Raw genomic sequence first — 17,067 nt, forward strand, 5'->3', positions numbered from 1 at the left:
AGCCGAAGGGTGCCGGACACCTGGTTAAGTGTCCGGCGCACTCCGACGTGTTGCAGCGAGCCGCCCCCCAGCCTGAGGGCGTTACTCGCTGTAGTTCTTTCCGAGGGGCTTGCCGGGGATCGGCTTGGCGACGAGAGCGACGGGGACGAAGAAGAGGATCTGGCTGATCGTCACGGTGAGCGTCCAGAGCGCCTTCTCGTCGTAGTGGGCGGAGAGCCTGGCGAACAGCTCGTCGGGGACGCGCTCTCCGGACGGGTTGGGCGTGAGGATGGCCTCCACCAGCTCCAGCGCGACCCGCTCGGCGTCGGTGAAGTAGGGGGCGTCCCGCCATGACGCCACGGCGATGATGCGCTCGTCCGTTTCGCCGGCCTTGCGGAGGTTACCGGTCTGCCGGACGGTGTGGTACGTGCTGCCGACGATCTGCCCGGCTCGGAGCTGCACCAGGCCGACGGTGGTCCGCGGGATCGAACCGTTGTGGGTGGCCTTGGCCATGGCTCCGGCTATTGCCGCCACCTCGGGGAGGAACTGGGCGGGATTGGGCAGACGCGACTGAAACTCGTCCTGCTCGGCGATCGTGGGCGTGGACATGGTGAGGTCTTCCTCTCTTGCCTGCTGGATGCCGTCTCGGAGTCCGACGTCACGACCGTGGGAAATGTGAGGTGACGCGCTAGCCTCACACTTCTGCGCGCTGTCTCGTCGAGCGGATGACGGCAGATGCGACGAAGGAAAGTCGGCGACACCATGACCACCCCCACCGAGCCGGGACACGCCCCGGCCGATCAGAGCCTGAGCGCGATCATGAGCGAGCGGCGCCATCTGATCAATCTGGCCTATCGCATGCTCGGCTCCCTGGCCGATGCCGAGGACGTCGTCCAGGAGACGTACACGCGCTGGTACGCCATGTCCGGGCAGCAGCAGGAGGCCATCGAATCGCCGGGCGCCTGGCTGACGAAGGTCGCCAGTCGCATCTGCCTCGACCTGCTCGGCTCGGCACGGGCCCGGCGGGAGCGCTATGTGGGCGAGTGGATCCCCGAGCCGCTGCCCGAGCGTACGGACTGGATCAGCGTACGGCCCGGCGCGGACCCGGCCGACCGGATCACCCTCGACGAGTCGGTCAACATGGCCTTCCTCGTCGTGCTCGAGTCGATGACCCCGGCCGAGCGCGTCGCGTTCATCCTGCACGACGTCTTCCGCTACTCCTTCCCCGAGGTGGCCGACATCGTCGGCCGTTCGCCGGAGGCATGTCGCCAACTCGCCACCTCGGCCCGGCGGCGCATCCGCGCCTCGCAGGCTCCCGCTGCTCCCGTGGCCCAGCAGGCCGGCATCGTCAGCAAGTTCAAGCAGGCGTGGGAGGCCAAGGACATCCAGGCCCTCATGGCCCTCCTCGACCCCGACGCCACGGTGATCGCCGACGGCGGTGGCCTGGTCAGCGCCGTACTCCGCCCGATCATCGGCGGCGAGCGGATCGCCCGGTACGCCCTGAATCTCGCCGGCAGGACACCCGACGCGGCGCTTCTGGAGCGTACGGTCAACGGTCAGCCCGGTCTGGTGCTGCAGCAGGACGGCGTGACCGTGGCGGTGATCGCGTTCGAGGTCGTGGGCGACCAGATCACGCACATGTGGGCGGTGCGCAACCCTGAGAAGCTCCGGCCGTGGACCGTGGACGCGCAGGGCGGCGCACTGTGAGATCACCCGTGTTCCTGCGTATCGCGATCATCCTGCAGACCCTGACTCTCTTCGCCGCGCCGATCACCGCCGGCTTGTTGCTCACCGTGCCCAGCGGGCGGACGTTGCACAGTGCTTCGGCGTACAGCGTGTTCACCGTGACGCTGCTGCACCTGATCATCGCGATCCTGATGTGGCGGCCCGGCGGCGGCTCGCCCCGGCCCATCCTGTACGCGGCCGTGCTCTTCGGTCTCACGCTGGCGCAGATAGCGCTGGGCATCGCAGGGGTGAAGACCCTGCACGTCCCCTTGGGCACGCTGCTGTTCGGGCTGAGCCTCGTTCAACTGAGCCAGGTGGTGGTGGGCCGCCGCACCTGAGTACCCCGAAATTTGGGCATTTACGAGGCCCGGTTTATTTGTTAAGAAGGTTTATTAACAAATAGATCGGCCTTGGGAGGCCTCGTGGCGCGCTCTCGGCTCATCCTCATCCTGCTGTCGGCCTGCGCATTACTGGTGAACGCCGGAGGCGTCGCCCTGGCCGTGGCCCCGGCCGCGCAGGCCGTACCGGCACCGACGTCGCTGACGGGATACAAGATCCAGTCCTCGGCGAAGGTGTCGGACTCCGGGGCCGCGATCTCCACGCCCGGTTATGCGGCCGGCGGCTGGTACGCGGTCGGCCCCCGCTCGACCGTGCTGGCCGGATTGCTGCAGAACAACGTCTATCCGGACCCGTTCTACTCCACGAACATGCAGTCGATCCCGACGGCGGACTTCGACGTGCCGTGGTGGTACCGCTCCGACTTCACCCTGGGAAGCGAGTCGGGCCTGCGGACGTTCCTCGACGTCAGCGGTGTGATCTCCAGTGCCGACGTGTGGGTCAACGGCACCCAGGTCGCCACCGCCGCCCAGGTGGCGGGGGCCTACACCAGGAACGAACGGGACATCACCACCCTGGTGCACCCCGGCGTCAACTCCGTGGCCTTCCGCGTCAACCCGAACAACCCCAACAACCACCTCACGATCGGCTGGATCGACTGGGTGCAGGTGCCGCGCGACGACAACATGGGCATCTTCCGCGACGTCGTGATCAGGCGCAGCGGCGACGTCTCGCTCCGCGACGCGCATGTGATCACGGACCTGGCGGTGCCCGCGCTCGACCGCGCCGACCTCACGATCAAGGCCGACGTACGCAACGGCACGGGCGGCGCGGTGACCGCCACGGTCAAGGGCACGATCGGCTCGCTCGCGTTCTCCCAGGACGTCACGCTGGCCGCGAACCAGACCAAGCGGATCACGTTCAACCAGACGCTGACCGGCCCGCAGGTGTGGTGGCCGCACACGATGGGCGCGCAGCCGCTCTACGACCTGAACCTCACGGCGACGGTCGGCGGCGTGGAGAGCGACACGCTGACCCAGCGCTTCGGTGTCCGCAAGGTGGAGTCGGGCAAGAACGCCAACGGGCGCCGCTTCTACAAGATCAACGGCAGGCCGATCCTGATCAGAGGCGGTGGCTGGTCTCCCGACATCTTCCTCCGCAAGAACCTGGGCTACCTGGAGGACCGGATCCGCTACGTCAAGGACCTCGGTCTCAACACGATCCGCGTCGAAGGCCACCTGGACACCGACGAGCTCTACGACCTGGCCGACCGGTACGGCATCCTGACCATGCCCGGCTGGGAGTGCTGCGACAAGTGGGAGGGCTCGTTCAGCAGCTCCGACTATCCGATCGCCAAGGCGTCCATGCAGGCGGAGGCCACGCGGTTACGCAACCACCCCAGCGTGATCTCGTTCCTGATCGGCTCGGACAACCCGCCGACTGCGCAGAAGGAGACCAGCTATCTCGACGCGCTCACGGCGGCCGAGTGGCAGCTCCCGATCGTGCCCGTGGCCTCCGACAAGTCCAGCCCGCAGCTGGGCAACTCGGGCCTGAAGATGCCCGGACCGTACGACTGGGTGCCGCCGAGCTACTGGTACAACAAGCGCGAAGGCGGGGCGTTCGGCTTCAACTCGGAGACCAGCGCGGGTCCCGACGTGCCGACGCTCGACTCGCTCAAGCGGATGATGACCTCCGCGCAGATCGACTCGCTCTGGAAAAGCCCGAGCGCCACCCAGTATCACCGCTCGCCGTCGGACACCTTCGACGACCTGACGATCTATCACAACGCCCTCAGAGGCAGATACGGCGTGCCGTCCGGGCTGGCGGACTACGTCAAGAAGGCGCAGCTCGCCCAGTACGAGGCGGTGCGAGCGCAGTTCGAGGCCTATGGCCGCAACTTCACGGACTCGTCAAACCCGTCCACAGGCGTCATCTACTGGATGCTCAACAGCGGCTGGTCGTCGCTCCACTGGCAGCTCTTCGACTACTACCTGGACCAGGGCGGCTCCTACTGGGGCGCCCGCGAGGCCAACAAGCCGCTGCACGTGCAGTACTCGTACGACAACAAGTCCGTCGTCGTGGTCAACTCCGGCATCTCGCCCGCCTCGGGCCTGACCGTGAAGACCGACGTGTTCAACACGGACGGAGCCGGCAAGTACACCAACACGGCGACGGTCAGCGTCCCCGCCGACGGAGGCAAGGCGACCCCGGTGACCGTACCGTCCATCAGCGGTCTTTCCACGACCTATCTGGTACGGCTGACGCTGCTCCGCGGCGGCCAGGAGATCGACCGCAACGTCTACTGGCTGTCCACCTCGGACGATGTGATCGACTGGGACAACAACGACTGGTACTACGTACCGACCTCCAGCTACGCCAACTTGAAGGGCCTCAGCAACCTGGCCCAGGCCCCGATCACCGCCACCGCATCGGCGCCGTCCCCGGGCAGCGTCACCGTGACCGTCAAGAACACCGGCACCGGCGCGATCCCCGCCTTCATGCTGGACGCCCACGTGGTGGACGCGGCAGGCAAGCCGGTGCTGCCGATCCAGTGGTCGGACAACGCGATCAGCCTCTGGCCGGGGGAGTCCAAGACGCTCACGGCCACCTATCGGGCCTCCGACCTGAGCGGTTCGGCGAGCGTGCGCGTGTCCGGGTGGAACACGGCGACACTCACCGTCCCGACCGGGCCGCCCGACACCGAGAGCCCGTCCGTGCCCGGCAACCTGCGCACGACCGGCAAGACCTCGTCCAGCGTCTCGCTGGCCTGGGACGCCGCCACCGACAACGTCGGCGTCACCGGCTACGACGTCTACAACGGCACCGCACTCGCCACGACGGTCACCGGCACCACCGCCACGGTCTCCGGCCTGGCGGCGGGCACGGCGTACACGTTCACGGTCAGAGCGCGCGACGCCGCGGGCAACTCCTCCGGCCCGTCGAACGCCGTCACCGAGACCACCGGCAGCGGCCCGGCCGTCTACCAGGCGGAGGACGCGACGATCTCGCAGGGCGTGGTGGAGTCCAACCATGAGGGCTACACCGGTACGGGGTTCGTGAACTACGACAACGTGACGGGCAGCTACGTCGAGTGGACGGTGAACGCCGCCGCGGCCGGCCCGGCCACCCTGGAGTTCCGTTTCGCCAACGGCACCACGACGAACCGGGCGATGACCATCGCGGTGAACGGCACCACGGTCACCCGCGACTTCACCGGCACCGGCGACTGGACCACCTGGCAGACGGTCACCGTGCCCGCCGACCTCGTCCAGGGGGTGAACAAGATCAGAGCCACGGCCACCACGTCGAACGGAGGCCCCAATGTCGATCGGCTCGCGGTGAACTGACCGAGCCCCGATTGAGCCCCCCCCTGCTGGGGGGCTCAGAACTCACCCACGGGCGAACGTGGCGGTGCGGATGCCGCGCCGCAGCAGGGCGGGAAGGCAAAGGATCGTGCCGAGCGCGCCGATCCACACCGTGACCTCCAACCCGGCGAGCGCGGTGGCGGCGGAGGCGAGGAGGGCTCCGAGCGCGACCGCCCCCCACAGCTGGAACCGCTGCACGGCGGAGACCCGTCCGAGGAGTTCGGGAGGGGTCTGCGTCTGGCGCAGGGTCATCGAAGTGGGACTGAACGCGCCCTCGCCCACGCAGTGCACGATGCTGCCGACGACCAGGCCGATCGCTCCCAGTCCGGTGTAGGTGCCCAGCACGGGCATGGCCACGATGCCCAGCACCGACACGGTGGCGGCGAGCATGAGCGCGCGCGGGCTGCCGAGGCGCCTGATGAGCACGGCGGAGGCGAGGTTGCCGATCGGGTAGCCGGCCGCTGCGGCGCCCACCACGATCCCGATCCACTGCGGGGACAGCCCCAGCACGTTGCGGCAGTACAGGACCAGGCTGGTCTCGACCATGGAGAGGAACAGGACGTAGACGGTGCCGCAGGTCAGGACCGGCTCCAGGACCGGGTGCCCGAGCGCGAACCTGAGCCCGGCGGCGACGTCCCGCCGTATCCAGCCCCGCTCCCGCACGGTGACGGCGGGCGGCGCCTCCCGGTGCCGGATCAGGACAAGCGTCACGACCGAGGCGGCGAAGCTCAGCGTGTTGGCGAGCAGCGCGCCGGCCACGCCGAGCAGCCCGATGACCGGGCCCGCGGCCATCGGTCCCACGGCCTTGGCGGTCGACTCCGACAGCGCCAGGCGGGTGTTCCCGGTGTGTAGCTCGCCCGGGTCGGGGAAGAGCCCGGGCAGATACGACGTGTACGCGACCTGGAAGAACACCACCGCGCAACCGCTCACCAGAACCAGCGCGAACAAGAGGGGGAAGCTGAGGACGCCGGTGGCCGCCGAGACCCAGATCGCGCCGAACGCGACCACCTGCACGCCGTCACAGACGAGCATGACGGTACGGCGCGGCAACCGGTCCACGATGGCGCCCGCCGGCAGGCCGAGCGGCAGGAAGGGCAGGAACAGGGCGAACGGCAGCAGGGCCGCCTGGGCCGGAGTCGCCCCCAGCACCGTCACCGCGAGCAGCGGCAGCGCCAGCGTCATGAACTGGTCGCCGAACAGCGACAACGACTGCCCGGCCCACAGCAGCCCGAAGTCACGGCGTGCCCGGGTACGCCCGGCCCCTTCCACCAAGGACGTCATGCCTGGTGCCAGAAGTCACGCAGCAGCGAGTGGACGGTTCCGGCCTCCTCGACATGGCCGAACGAGCCGCTCCGCTCCAACATGTGGAAACGGGCCTGGGGCGCGAAGCGCCGGAAGTCACCCTGCAGCGCCGGGTGCAACGCCCGGTCGTAGCGGCCGGCCAGCACCATCAGGGGCATGCCGATCTCCTTGAGCCGGGGACGGAAATCCGGGGTCCTGGCCACCTCGCCCCCGATCACGAAATCGACGTCGTCGCCGCAGAAGATCGGGTACAGCTCCTGGTTCCTGGCGCCGGGTTCGTCGGCCAGCAGGGCGGCGTTGGCGGGATGGTAGAACCGGACCAGCGCCGCCGCCTTGGCGAACTCCTGCCTGAGCGCCTCGTCGGTGGAGCGCAGCCCGTCCAGCCGCAGTGCCTGGATCCGCTCCCACACCTCGGGGAGCTGAGTGGCCAGCTCACGGTTGATGTTGGCGTGGTTGAGCTGCCACATCTCAGGGCTGTGCAGGGTGTTGGCCAGGGTGACGGTTCGCGCCATGGCGGGGTGGTCCAGGGCGATCGCCTGGGCGATCAGGCCGCCGTACGAGAAGCCGTACAGGTGTGCGGGGCCCAGCTGGTCGAGCAGCGCGACCACGTCGGCGACGTCGTCGGCGAAGGTGATCTCGGTGAGGTCCTGGGGACGGTCGGACCGGCCGCGGCCGTACAGATCCACGTAGATCACCCTGTGGTCCACGGCCAGGGCGTCGAAGTGCGGGTGGAAGATCACATGCGAGCCGGCCGGGCCCAGCCCCGCGAGCAGCAGGACGGCGTCGCCCTCTCCGTGCTGCTCCACCCAGATGCGACGGCCGCGGACCTCGTGCACCTGGCCGGGAGGATGTTCAATCATGGCGTTCATCTTGGACAAGCCGGGAGCCGGAGCGACGGCGGATATCGGACCTCTCACTGGGCCCGGTTCAGATAATCCGCAACGAAACTAGAATGGGTCCATGACCGCAATGGCGCCATCACGCGCGGAGCCCGACCTGTCGTTCCTGCTCGACCACACCAGCCACGTGCTGCGTACGCAGATGGCGGCGGCGCTCGCCGAGATCGGGCTGACCGCCCGCATGCACTGCGTGCTGGTCCACGCGATCGAGGAGGAGCGCACGCAGATCCAGCTCGCGGAGATCGGGGACATGGACAAGACCACGATGGTGGTCACGGTGGATGCCCTGGAGAAGGCCGGGCTGGCCGAGCGCCGCCCCTCCAGCACCGACCGGCGGGCCAGGATCATCGCGGTCACCGAGAAGGGCAGGGAAGTGGCCGAGCACAGCCAGCGGATCGTGGACGGCGTTCACCGCAAGGCACTCGACGCGCTGCCGGAGGACGAGCGCGAGGTGCTGCTCCGTGCCATGAACCGGCTGGTCGAAGGGCACCTGTCCACCCCGATGGAGACGCCGCGACCGGCCCGCCGGGCCCGACAATAGGTCCGCTAGGGATCGTCTACAACAAAACTATCTGCTACGGTTTCTCCTGTTACGACTGAACAGGAGAGACCATGTCGTATTCCAAACTCCGTGCCCTCATCGTGCTGTCCGCCGCGATGCTGATGACGGTCCTCGACGGCAGCATCGTGACCGTGGCCATGCCCGCGATGCAGCGTGACCTCGGCTTCACCCCCGCCGGGCTGAGCTGGACCGTCAACGCGTACCTGATCGCGTTCGGCGGGCTGCTGCTCCTGTCGGGCCGGCTGGGCGACCTCGTCGGACGCAAGAAGATGTTCCTGGCCGGCAACGCGGTCTTCGCCGCCGCCTCCCTGCTCGCCGGTGCGGCCACCGGTCCCGGCCTGCTGATCGCCGCACGTTTCCTGCAGGGAGTGGGCAGCGCGATGGCCTCGGCGGTGGTGCTGGGCATCCTGGTGACGCTGTTCACCGAGCCCGGCGAGCGGGCCAGGGCCATCGGCGTCTTCAGCTTCACCGGCGCGGCCGGGGCCTCGATCGGCCAGGTGCTGGGCGGGGTGCTCACCGACGCGCTCAGCTGGCACTGGATCTTCTTCATCAACGTGCCGATCGGGATCGCCACCGTCGCGCTGGCGATCAAGGCCATCCCCGCCGACGAGGGAGCCGGCCTGGCCGGAGGTGCCGACGTGTTCGGCGCTCTTCTGGTGACCGCGGGGCTGATGCTGGGGATCTACACGGTCGTCAAGATCGAGGAGTACGGCTGGCTGGCGGCCCACACGCTGGGCCTCGGCGCCGTGTCGATCGTCCTGCTGGCCGCGTTCCTCGTCCGCCAGGCGACCGCGCGCACCCCGCTGATGCCGCTGCGCATCCTCCGTTCGCGTAACGTCTCGGGCGCCAACCTGGTGCAGATGCTGACGCTGTCGGCCATGTTCGCCTTCCAGATCATCGTCGCCCTCTACATGCAGAAGGTCCTCGGCTACGGCGCACTCGCCACGGGGCTGGCGATGCTGCCCGCGGCGGTGGCCATCGGCGGGGTGTCGCTGTTCGTCTCCGCGCGGCTCAACACCCGCTTCGGCGCGCGCGCCGTCCTGGTGGCGGGCCTGGTGCTGCTGCTGGGTGCGATGGGCTGGCTCACCAGGGTGCCGGTGCAGGCTTCGTACGCGATCGACCTGCTCCCGGTGATGCTGCTCATCGCGGGCGGCGGGCTGGTGCTCCCCGCGCTGACCACGCTGGGCATGTCCGGCGCCAAGGCCGACGAGGCGGGCCTCGCGTCCGGGCTGTTCAACACCACGCAGCAGATCGGCATGGCGCTCGGCGTCGCCGTCCTGTCCACGCTCGCCGCCTCCCGCACCGGCGACCTGCTGGCCTCGGGGGCCTCCGAGGCGGTGGCGCTGACGGGCGGGTACCGGCTGGCCTTCACCGTCTCCGCCGGGCTCCTCGTGGCCGCCCTCGTCGTCAGCCTCGCCGTACTGCGCCGCCCGGCTCCCGCTCCGGAGCCCGAGCAGGTCGCGCTGGCCACCTCGTGAACGTGACAGGAGAGAACATGAACGAGAAGCAGTCAGGGCCCGCCCCCCGCTCGCTGACAGAGGAGGAGCTGGTGAAGCTCCTCGGCGAGCAGCAGTTCGGCGTGCTGGCGACGGTGAAGCGCAGCGGGCACCCTGCCATGTCCACCGTCCTGTACCGGTGGGATTCCGCCGAACGGATCATCCGGATCTCCACGACGGCCGACCGGCTCAAGGCCCGGCAGGTGCGCAACGACCCGCACGTCGCCCTCCACGTGAGCGGTCCGAACGTCTGGTCCTTCGCCGTGGCAGAGGGGGAGGCCGAGGTGTCGGACAGCTCCGACGAGCTGCTGGCCTTCGCCGGCGATCAGGCCGATCCGGCCGCCTATCTGGAGCAGCAGGCGCGCGAGGGCCGCGTCGTGATCAGGATCGAGGTCCGGCGCCTGTACGGCACAGCCCTGGACATCACCTGACAGCCTCCTGGCGCGCCGGGGAAAACCGATGGGAAACTGTCGGTGCCCGGTGATAGAAAGCAGGTTCGATACTCGCCAGCTTGCGGCCGGGGGAGGGCCTGACTGTGACCACCAGCCATTCGGAGTTCTCCGTCTCCGGGCCACGCTACAACCGGCGTGGCCCGGTGCGCTGGCTCTGGTCCCATCTGCGCCGCCATCCCCTCCACCTCATCGGTTTCCTCGGTGGGTCGCTGGTCATGGTGGTGCTCAACGCCATGGTGCCGCAGTTCACCGGTGACGCCTTCGACGCCGTGCTGGGCAAGCGAGGAGAGCCGCTGGACGCGCTCGGGCTGATCGCCCTGGCGTTGCTGGCGATCGTGCTGGCCCGCGGGCTGTTCGACCTCGTCGCCCGGCTGTCGAGCGAGGTGCTGGCCAAGCGGCTGGAGCGGGACGCACGTGACGAGCTGTACGTGAGCCTGCTCGGCAAGAGCCAGACCTTCCACAACCGGCAGCGGGTCGGCGACCTGATGGCCAGGGCCGCCAACGACATCCGGCAGCTCTCCATCATGGTCACGCCCGGTGCCGATCTGATCGTCGACTCGGGGCTCACCGGGCTGGTGCCCATCTTCTTCATCGGGGCGATCGACCTGCGGCTGCTGCTGGTGCCCGGGGTGTTCGCGGTCGTGTTCGCGATCGCGCTCTGGCGCTACATGAAGCAGCTCAACCCGGTGGCGACGCGCATGCGGGAGCAGTTCGGCGAGCTCAACGCGGGGCTCAACCAGGCCGTGCGGGGCATCGAGGTGATCAAGGTGACCGCGCAGGAGGGTCAGGAGCGGCGCCGGTTCCGGGCCGACGCGCGGCGCTACCGCGACTCGTTCGTCAAGAACGGGCTGGTGCAGGCGCGCTACCTGCCCACGCTGCTGTTCTCCTTCGCCATGGCGGGTGCGTTGTGGCACGCCCTCTATCTCCAGAGCACCGGGGCGATCACCATCGGAGAGCTGGTGGCGTTCATGGGACTCATGGGCATGCTCGGGTTCCCGACACAGATGTCGATCTTCACCTTCTCGCTGATGCAGATCGGCATCGTCTCCGCGCGGCGGATCCTCGGCATCATGACCGCGGAGAGCGAGATCGAGCAGCGGGCGGACGGGCATGCCGCGCCGATCAGCGGGGAGATCGTCTTCGACGACGTCACGTTCGCGTACGAGGACGGCCAGGATGCGGCGGTGCGGGGTGTGACGTTCACCGTGCGGCCCGGGGAGACGGTGGCGATCGTCGGCGAGACCGGTTCGGGCAAGAGCACGCTGACCAAGCTCGTGCCGCGGATCTACGACGTCACGTCCGGGCGGATCCTCGTCGACGGGGTCGACGTGCGCGACTGGGACCTCGACTCGCTGCGGTCGCAGATCTCCACCATCGAGCAGGACATCGTGCTGTTCTCCCGGTCCGTGGCCGAGAACATCGCCTTCAGCCTGGGGCAGCGGGCCGACCACGAGGCCGTGGTGCGGGCGGCCGAGGACGCTCAGGCCGCCGAGTTCATCGCCGAGCTGGACGACGGCTACGACACCGTGATCGGAGAGCGCGGGGTCACGCTCTCCGGCGGGCAGCGGCAGCGGCTGGCCATCGCGCGGGCCCTGCTGACCGATCCGGCGATCCTCGTGCTCGACGACTCGACCAGCGCCATCGACTCTGCGACTGAAGACCTGATCCAGCAGGCGATCGGGCGCATCCTCGAAGGGCGTACGACCTTGCTGATCACCCACCGCCTGTCCCAGATCCGCTGGGCGGACAAGGTGCTGCTGCTGCGGCGGGGCGAGGTCGTCGACTTCGGCACCCACGACGAGCTGATCACCCGCAGCCGTCTCTACCGCCGGATCTTCGCGCACTACGACGAGGTGGAGACGGACAGGGAGGGCGCCGAGCACGGGGTCCTGGCAGGGGAGCAGGGAGGGGTGCGCTGATGGGCTTCATCATGGACGGCCTTGACGCCGAGGACTACGACCGCACATACAGCGACCGTGACCTGCTGCGCCGGATCATGTCGTACTTCCGGCCGAAGCTGGGGACGATGCTGCTGGTCGCCACCATGATCGTGCTGGTGTCCGCGAGCCAGGCGGCGATACCCGCGCTGGGCAGCCTGGCCGTCGACGCGCTCGCCGACGGGACGATCGGTCAGGTGGGCTGGCTGCTCACGGCGGGGATCCTGGTCGCCGGGGCGTTCTCGTGGGTGTTCAACTTCGTCCGGCAGAAGTACAGCGCGCGGGTCACCGGTGACGTGGTGCTGCGGCTGCGCGAGGACGCGTTCGACGCGGTGCTGGAGCGCGACCTTTCGTTCTACGACGAGACGCCATCCGGCAAGATCGTCAGCCGGGTGACGTCCGACACCGACGACTTCGCCAGTGTGTCCACGCTGACCATGGATTTGATCAGCCAGACGCTGATGGTGGGTTTCGTCACGGTCCTGCTGTTCGCGCGCAGCGCCGAGCTGGCCCTGCTGACGCTGCTGGTGGTGCCGGTCGTGGTGGGCCTCGCGCTGCTCTTCCGGCGCCTGGCCAGGATCAGCACCCGCAGGGCGCAGCGCTCGCTGAGCCGGGTCAACGCCAACCTGCAGGAGACCATGGGCGGCATCGCGGTGGCGAAGAACTTCCGCCAGGAGCAGCAGGTCTACGACGAGTTCGGGCCCATCAACCGGCAGAGCTATCAGGTGACGCTCAGGCAGGGGTTCGTCTTCTCCACCATCTTCCCCGTGCTCTTCCTCGTGGCCGGGCTCGCGACGGTGGGCCTCGTCCAGCTGGGCGGCACGGCGGTGCTGGAGGGTGGCCTGTCCGCGGGCGACTGGTACCTGTTCCTGCAAGGGGTGTCGCTCTTCTGGTTCCCGTTGACGTCCATCGCCGCGTTCTGGTCCCAGTTCCAGCAGGGCCTGTCCGCCTCCGAGCGGGTCTTCGCGCTGATCGACGCCTCGCCGCGCGTGGTGCAGAGCGCGGCGGAGGCTCCGGGGCGCCTGGCGGGCCGCATCGAGTTCCAGGGCGTCACCTTCGGGTACGACCCCGACCACGCGGTGCTGCGCGACTTCGACCTGCGCATCGAGGCGGGGGAGACCGTGGCGCTCGTCGGCCACACCGGTGCCGGCAAGTCGACGCTCAGCAAGCTGATCACCCGGTTCTACGAGTTCCAGGAAGGCCGGCTGCTGATCGACGGGCGTGACATCCGCAGCCTGGAGCTGGGCGCCTACCGCAGCCAGATCGGCGCGGTGCCGCAGGCGCCGTTCCTGTTCAGCGGCACGGTGGCCGACAACATCCGCTACCCGAGGCCGGACGCGAGTGACGAGGCGGTGCGGGCGGCCGCGGCGGCGGTCGGCGGCGGCGACTGGATCGACGCCCTGCCGAACGGCCTGCGGACGGATGTGGGCGAGCACGGACGTGCCCTGTCGATGGGGCAGCGGCAGCTCGTCGCGCTGGCGCGGCTGCTGATCCAGGATCCGGCGATCGTGGTGCTGGACGAGGCCACGGCCAGCGTCGACCCGCTGACCGAGGCCCAGATCCAGGAGGGGCTGGACCTGGTGCTGGCCGGGCGGACGTCCATCGTCATCGCGCACCGGCTCTCCACGATCGAGCACGTCGATCGCATCATCGTGCTGGATCACGGGCGGATCGTGGAGGAGGGTGACCACGCGAGCCTGCTGGCGCGCGGCGGCCGCTACTGCGAGGTCTACAACACCTACTTCCGGCACCAGTCGCCCCACTACCGGGCCGGCACCGGCTTCGTCTCCGTCGCGGACGGCGGCTGATCGCCGCTCCCGCCTCGGGAGGCGAGAGCGGATTACCGGATTTACAACGATGTAACAAGTTCTCCGCCGCTGTTTACAACGTTGGATACAACGATGTAGAACGAGGCATCACCACATGGGCAGCAGGAGTGTGATGGAGATGTCCTTGGATGGCCTCACCCGGCGGCGTGCGCTCGGTCTCGGTCTCGGCGCACTGGTCCTCACCGGATGCGGCGGGGGCGGCGGCCCGCGGCAGGCGGCGCAGCAGCAGACGGGCGCGCAGGCGACGGCCGCCCCCACGAGCTACACGGGCCCCGCCGTCTCCCTGGCGTTCTGGAACGGCTTCACCGGCGGTGACGGCCCGTTCATGAAGCGGCTGGTCGAGCAGTTCAACGGCGAGCACCCGAACATCAAGGTCGCCATGAACGTCTACCAGTGGTCGGACTACTACACCAAGGTCCCGGCCGCCGTCACCGCAGGTCAGGGGCCGGACATCGGCATCATGCACGTCGACAGCGTGGCCACCAACGCCGCCCGCCAGGTGGTCCTGCCGCTCGACGACGTGGCGAAGGCACTCAGCCTCACCGAGGCCGACTTCTCGCCGCCGGTCTGGCAGGCCGGGGTGTACAAGGGCGCGCGGTACTCCATCCCGCTCGACGTGCATCCGCTCGGCATGTTCTACAACAAGACGGTCATGGAGAAGGCCGGGCTCGATCCGGACAACCCGCCCAAGAACGGCGAGGAGTACCTGGCCGCGCTCGAGAAGCTCAAGAAGGCCGGCATCCAGGGGCACTGGGCGACGCCGTTCCCGTTCACCGGGAGCATGCAGTTCGGCACCCTGCTCCACCAGAACGGCGGCCGGCTGTTCGCCGACGACGCCAGCGTGTCGCGCTTCGCCGAGGAGCCCGGCGTGCAGGCGCTGACCTGGCTCGTCGACCTGATCAACAAGGGCTACAGCCCCAAGAACGTGGGCCAGGACGCCGACTTCATCGCCCTGCAGAACGGCAAGGCCGCCTTCAACTGGAACGGCATCTGGTCCATCAACACGCTGCGCGAGGTCAAGGGCCTGGAGTGGGGCGTGGCGCCGCTGCCCCAGATCGGCACGCAGCCCTCCGCCTGGGCGGGCTCGCACCAGTTCGTGGTCTTCCGGCAGCGCAAGCCCGACCAGAACAAGCTGGCCGCGGCCAAGGTGTTCATCAACTGGATCAGCGGCCACTCGATCGAGTGGGCCAAGGCGGGGCAGGTCCCGGCGCGCAGAGCCATCCGCGAGAGCGCGGAGTTCAAGGCGCTGAAGGAGCAGGCGGCCATCGGCTCCCAGATCGACTATCTGTACTTCCTGCCGTCCGTGGCGGGGATCGGTGACGCCTCGGCGGTGGTGGACCAGGCGGTCAACGCGGCCGTCCTGCTCAAGAAGAGCCCGAAGGACGCGCTCACCGAGGCGGCCGCCAAGGCGGACAAGATCCTCGAGCAGAACCGGAAGAAGTACGGCGCCTGATGGCCACGCTCACCGTCACCACGGCCAGGAAAGCCGGATCGGGAGCGCTCACCTGGTCAGGGCGGGCCACGCCGTACCTCTTCATGGCCCCGTACCTTGTGCTCTTCGGCGTCTTCGTGCTGGCCCCGGCCGTCTTCGGGATCTGGGTGAGCCTCCACGACTGGGACTACATGCTCGAAGGCAAGCCCTTCGTCGGTCTGGAGAACTACTCCGCGCTGTTCGACCCCGCCTCGGCCGTCTATGACGACTTCTGGATGTCGATGCGGGCCACCGGGATCTTCACGCTGTTCAGCGTGCCGTTCCTGGTGGTGCTGCCGCTCGGGGTGGCGCTGCTGCTCAACCGCCGGTTCCGGGGGCGGACGTTCTTCCGTGGGCTGTTCTTCGCCCCGTACGTGCTGGGGGTGGCGGTCGTCTGCCTGATGTGGCGGCTGCTGCTCGACCCGAACCTCGGCCTCGTCGACTGGCTGCTCGGCACCGACATCGCGTGGACGACCTCGCTGCCCTGGGCGTGGGTGGCCCTCGTGGGGGTCACCGTGTGGTGGACGCTGGGGTTCAACGGCGTGATCTATCTGGCGGGCATGCAGGACATCCCGCGCGAGCTGTACGACGCCGCCAAGGTGGACGGGGCCGGGCGGTGGGCCGAGTTCCGGCACGTGACGCTGCCCGGACTGCGGCCCGTGGCGCTGTTCGTGGTGACGACGACGATTCTGGCCTCGGCGAACATGTTCGGGCAGTCGTACCTGCTGACCAAGGGCGCGCCCGGCGGTGAGACCAGGACCGCGATCGTCTACATGCTCGACATGGGGCTAAACCAGTACAAGATGGGCAGCGCCTCAGCGATGAGCTACGTGCTCACGCTGGCCCTGATCGTGATCAGCCTGCTCAACTTCCGGCTCTTCAGGGGGCGGTCGTGAGGCGGTACACGGCTCTGGTCGCGCTGGCCGTGGTCTTCGTGGCGCCGCTGCTGTGGGCGCTCGGCACCTCGTTCAAGAGCAAGAGCGAGGCGACGCGGGTGCCGCCCACGCCGTGGCCCGCCGAGCCGGCCGCCGACGCCTACGGCAGGCTCTTCGAGGGCACCACGCAGACGCCGGTGCTGCGCTGGTTCCTCAACAGCCTGATCGCGGCCACCGGGCACATGCTGCTCGTCCTGGCCGTCTCGTCGCTGGCCGCGTACGCGCTGGCCAGGCTGGAGTTCCGGGGCAAGAGGCTGATGTTCGGCGTCATCGTGGGGACGCTGCTGGTGCCCGGGTTCGTCTTCCTCATCCCGCAGTTCCTGATCATCGACCAGCTGGGCTGGCTGGACAGCCTGACCGCGCTGATCGTGCCGGGAGCGGCGGGCGCGTTCGGGGTGTTCTTCCTGCGGCAGTTCTTCCTCGGGCTGCCACGCGAGCTGGACGAGGCGGCGCTCATGGAGGGCGCCAACCACTGGCACATCTTCCTGCGGGTCACGTTGCCGCTGTCGAAGCCCGCGCTGGCCACGCTGGCGGTGCTCAGCTTCATGAGCAACTGGAACGACTTCATCTGGCCGGTCTTCGTGATCTTCAGTCCCGACTACTTCACTCTGCCGCCTGGGCTGTCCATCCTGCAGGGCGCGTACACGATCGACTATCCGGTGATCATGGCGGGCGCCGTGCTGGCGAGCGTTCCGGTGCTGATCCTGTTCGCACTGACCCAGCGGTACGTCATCGAAGGCATCTCTCGTAGTGGCTTGAAAGGCTGATATATGCGGATC

The 17,067-nt window shown here is 68.6% G+C and carries 14 protein-coding genes; 11 read left to right on the plus strand and 3 right to left on the minus strand.

All coding sequences use genetic code 11. The features are described from left to right. Positions 1 to 81: 81 nt before the first annotated feature. Positions 82 to 588, minus strand: coding sequence for a carboxymuconolactone decarboxylase family protein (locus tag ABD830_RS46340; protein ID WP_345001662.1), 507 nt, complete (start codon positions 586 to 588; stop codon positions 82 to 84). 153 nt (positions 589 to 741) lie between these two features. Here ABD830_RS46340 and sigJ point away from each other — a divergent pair, with 153 nt between their 5' ends. The 3 genes from sigJ (at position 742) to ABD830_RS46355 (ending at position 5,387) form a co-directional block, all read left to right on the plus strand. Continuing rightward, positions 742 to 1,686: an RNA polymerase sigma factor SigJ gene (gene sigJ / locus ABD830_RS46345; RefSeq protein WP_345001664.1), complete on the plus strand. Its 945-nt coding sequence runs from the start codon at positions 742 to 744 to the stop codon at positions 1,684 to 1,686. Next, positions 1,683 to 2,042, plus strand: a complete 360-nt coding sequence (locus tag ABD830_RS46350; RefSeq protein WP_345001666.1) for a hypothetical protein — start codon at positions 1,683 to 1,685, stop codon at positions 2,040 to 2,042. Before sigJ ends, ABD830_RS46350 begins: the two co-directional genes overlap by 4 nt. 84 nt (positions 2,043 to 2,126) lie before the next feature. Further along, a complete protein-coding gene (locus ABD830_RS46355; protein WP_345001669.1) occupies positions 2,127 to 5,387 on the plus strand; it encodes a glycosyl hydrolase 2 galactose-binding domain-containing protein in 3,261 nt (1,086 codons plus the stop codon). Between the two features lie 42 nt (positions 5,388 to 5,429). Here ABD830_RS46355 and ABD830_RS46360 read toward each other — a convergent pair whose 3' ends face one another. Then, a complete protein-coding gene (locus ABD830_RS46360) occupies positions 5,430 to 6,686 on the minus strand; it encodes an MFS transporter (RefSeq protein WP_345001671.1) in 1,257 nt (418 codons plus the stop codon). Further along, on the minus strand, positions 6,683 to 7,567 hold the full coding sequence (locus tag ABD830_RS46365; RefSeq protein ID WP_345001673.1) for an alpha/beta fold hydrolase: 885 nt from the start codon (positions 7,565 to 7,567) through the stop codon (positions 6,683 to 6,685). The genes ABD830_RS46360 and ABD830_RS46365 overlap by 4 nt, the downstream gene beginning before the upstream one ends. 100 nt (positions 7,568 to 7,667) lie before the next feature. Between ABD830_RS46365 and ABD830_RS46370 the strand changes: the two genes are divergently transcribed. The 8 genes from ABD830_RS46370 (at position 7,668) to ABD830_RS46405 (ending at position 17,055) form a co-directional block, all read left to right on the plus strand. After that, the gene (locus ABD830_RS46370) at positions 7,668 to 8,147 is read left to right on the plus strand and encodes a MarR family winged helix-turn-helix transcriptional regulator (RefSeq protein ID WP_345001675.1); all 480 of its coding nucleotides are present in this window, start codon (positions 7,668 to 7,670) and stop codon (positions 8,145 to 8,147) included. Between the two features lie 71 nt (positions 8,148 to 8,218). Beyond that, on the plus strand, positions 8,219 to 9,646 hold the full coding sequence (locus ABD830_RS46375) for an MFS transporter (RefSeq protein ID WP_345001677.1): 1,428 nt from the start codon (positions 8,219 to 8,221) through the stop codon (positions 9,644 to 9,646). A 17-nt stretch (positions 9,647 to 9,663) separates the two neighbouring features. Next, a complete protein-coding gene (locus ABD830_RS46380) occupies positions 9,664 to 10,095 on the plus strand; it encodes a pyridoxamine 5'-phosphate oxidase family protein (RefSeq protein ID WP_345001679.1) in 432 nt (143 codons plus the stop codon). Between the two features lie 104 nt (positions 10,096 to 10,199). Further along, on the plus strand, positions 10,200 to 12,035 hold the full coding sequence (locus ABD830_RS46385) for an ABC transporter ATP-binding protein (RefSeq protein WP_345001681.1): 1,836 nt from the start codon (positions 10,200 to 10,202) through the stop codon (positions 12,033 to 12,035). Beyond that, positions 12,035 to 13,861 carry an ABC transporter ATP-binding protein gene (locus tag ABD830_RS46390; RefSeq protein WP_345001683.1) on the plus strand — a complete coding sequence of 609 codons (1,827 nt, stop codon included), beginning with the start codon at positions 12,035 to 12,037 and terminating at the stop codon, positions 13,859 to 13,861. The genes ABD830_RS46385 and ABD830_RS46390 overlap by 1 nt, the downstream gene beginning before the upstream one ends. 139 nt (positions 13,862 to 14,000) lie before the next feature. Further along, a complete protein-coding gene (locus ABD830_RS46395; RefSeq protein WP_345001685.1) occupies positions 14,001 to 15,335 on the plus strand; it encodes an ABC transporter substrate-binding protein in 1,335 nt (444 codons plus the stop codon). Beyond that, a complete protein-coding gene (locus tag ABD830_RS46400; protein WP_345001687.1) occupies positions 15,335 to 16,249 on the plus strand; it encodes a carbohydrate ABC transporter permease in 915 nt (304 codons plus the stop codon). Before ABD830_RS46395 ends, ABD830_RS46400 begins: the two co-directional genes overlap by 1 nt. Next, positions 16,246 to 17,055 carry a carbohydrate ABC transporter permease gene (locus tag ABD830_RS46405; RefSeq protein ID WP_345001689.1) on the plus strand — a complete coding sequence of 270 codons (810 nt, stop codon included), beginning with the start codon at positions 16,246 to 16,248 and terminating at the stop codon, positions 17,053 to 17,055. The genes ABD830_RS46400 and ABD830_RS46405 overlap by 4 nt, the downstream gene beginning before the upstream one ends. The last annotated feature ends 12 nt before the right edge of the window (positions 17,056 to 17,067 follow it).

This window comes from Nonomuraea helvata (genome assembly GCF_039535785.1).
In the GTDB taxonomy this organism is placed as follows: Bacteria; Actinomycetota; Actinomycetes; order Streptosporangiales; family Streptosporangiaceae; genus Nonomuraea; species Nonomuraea helvata.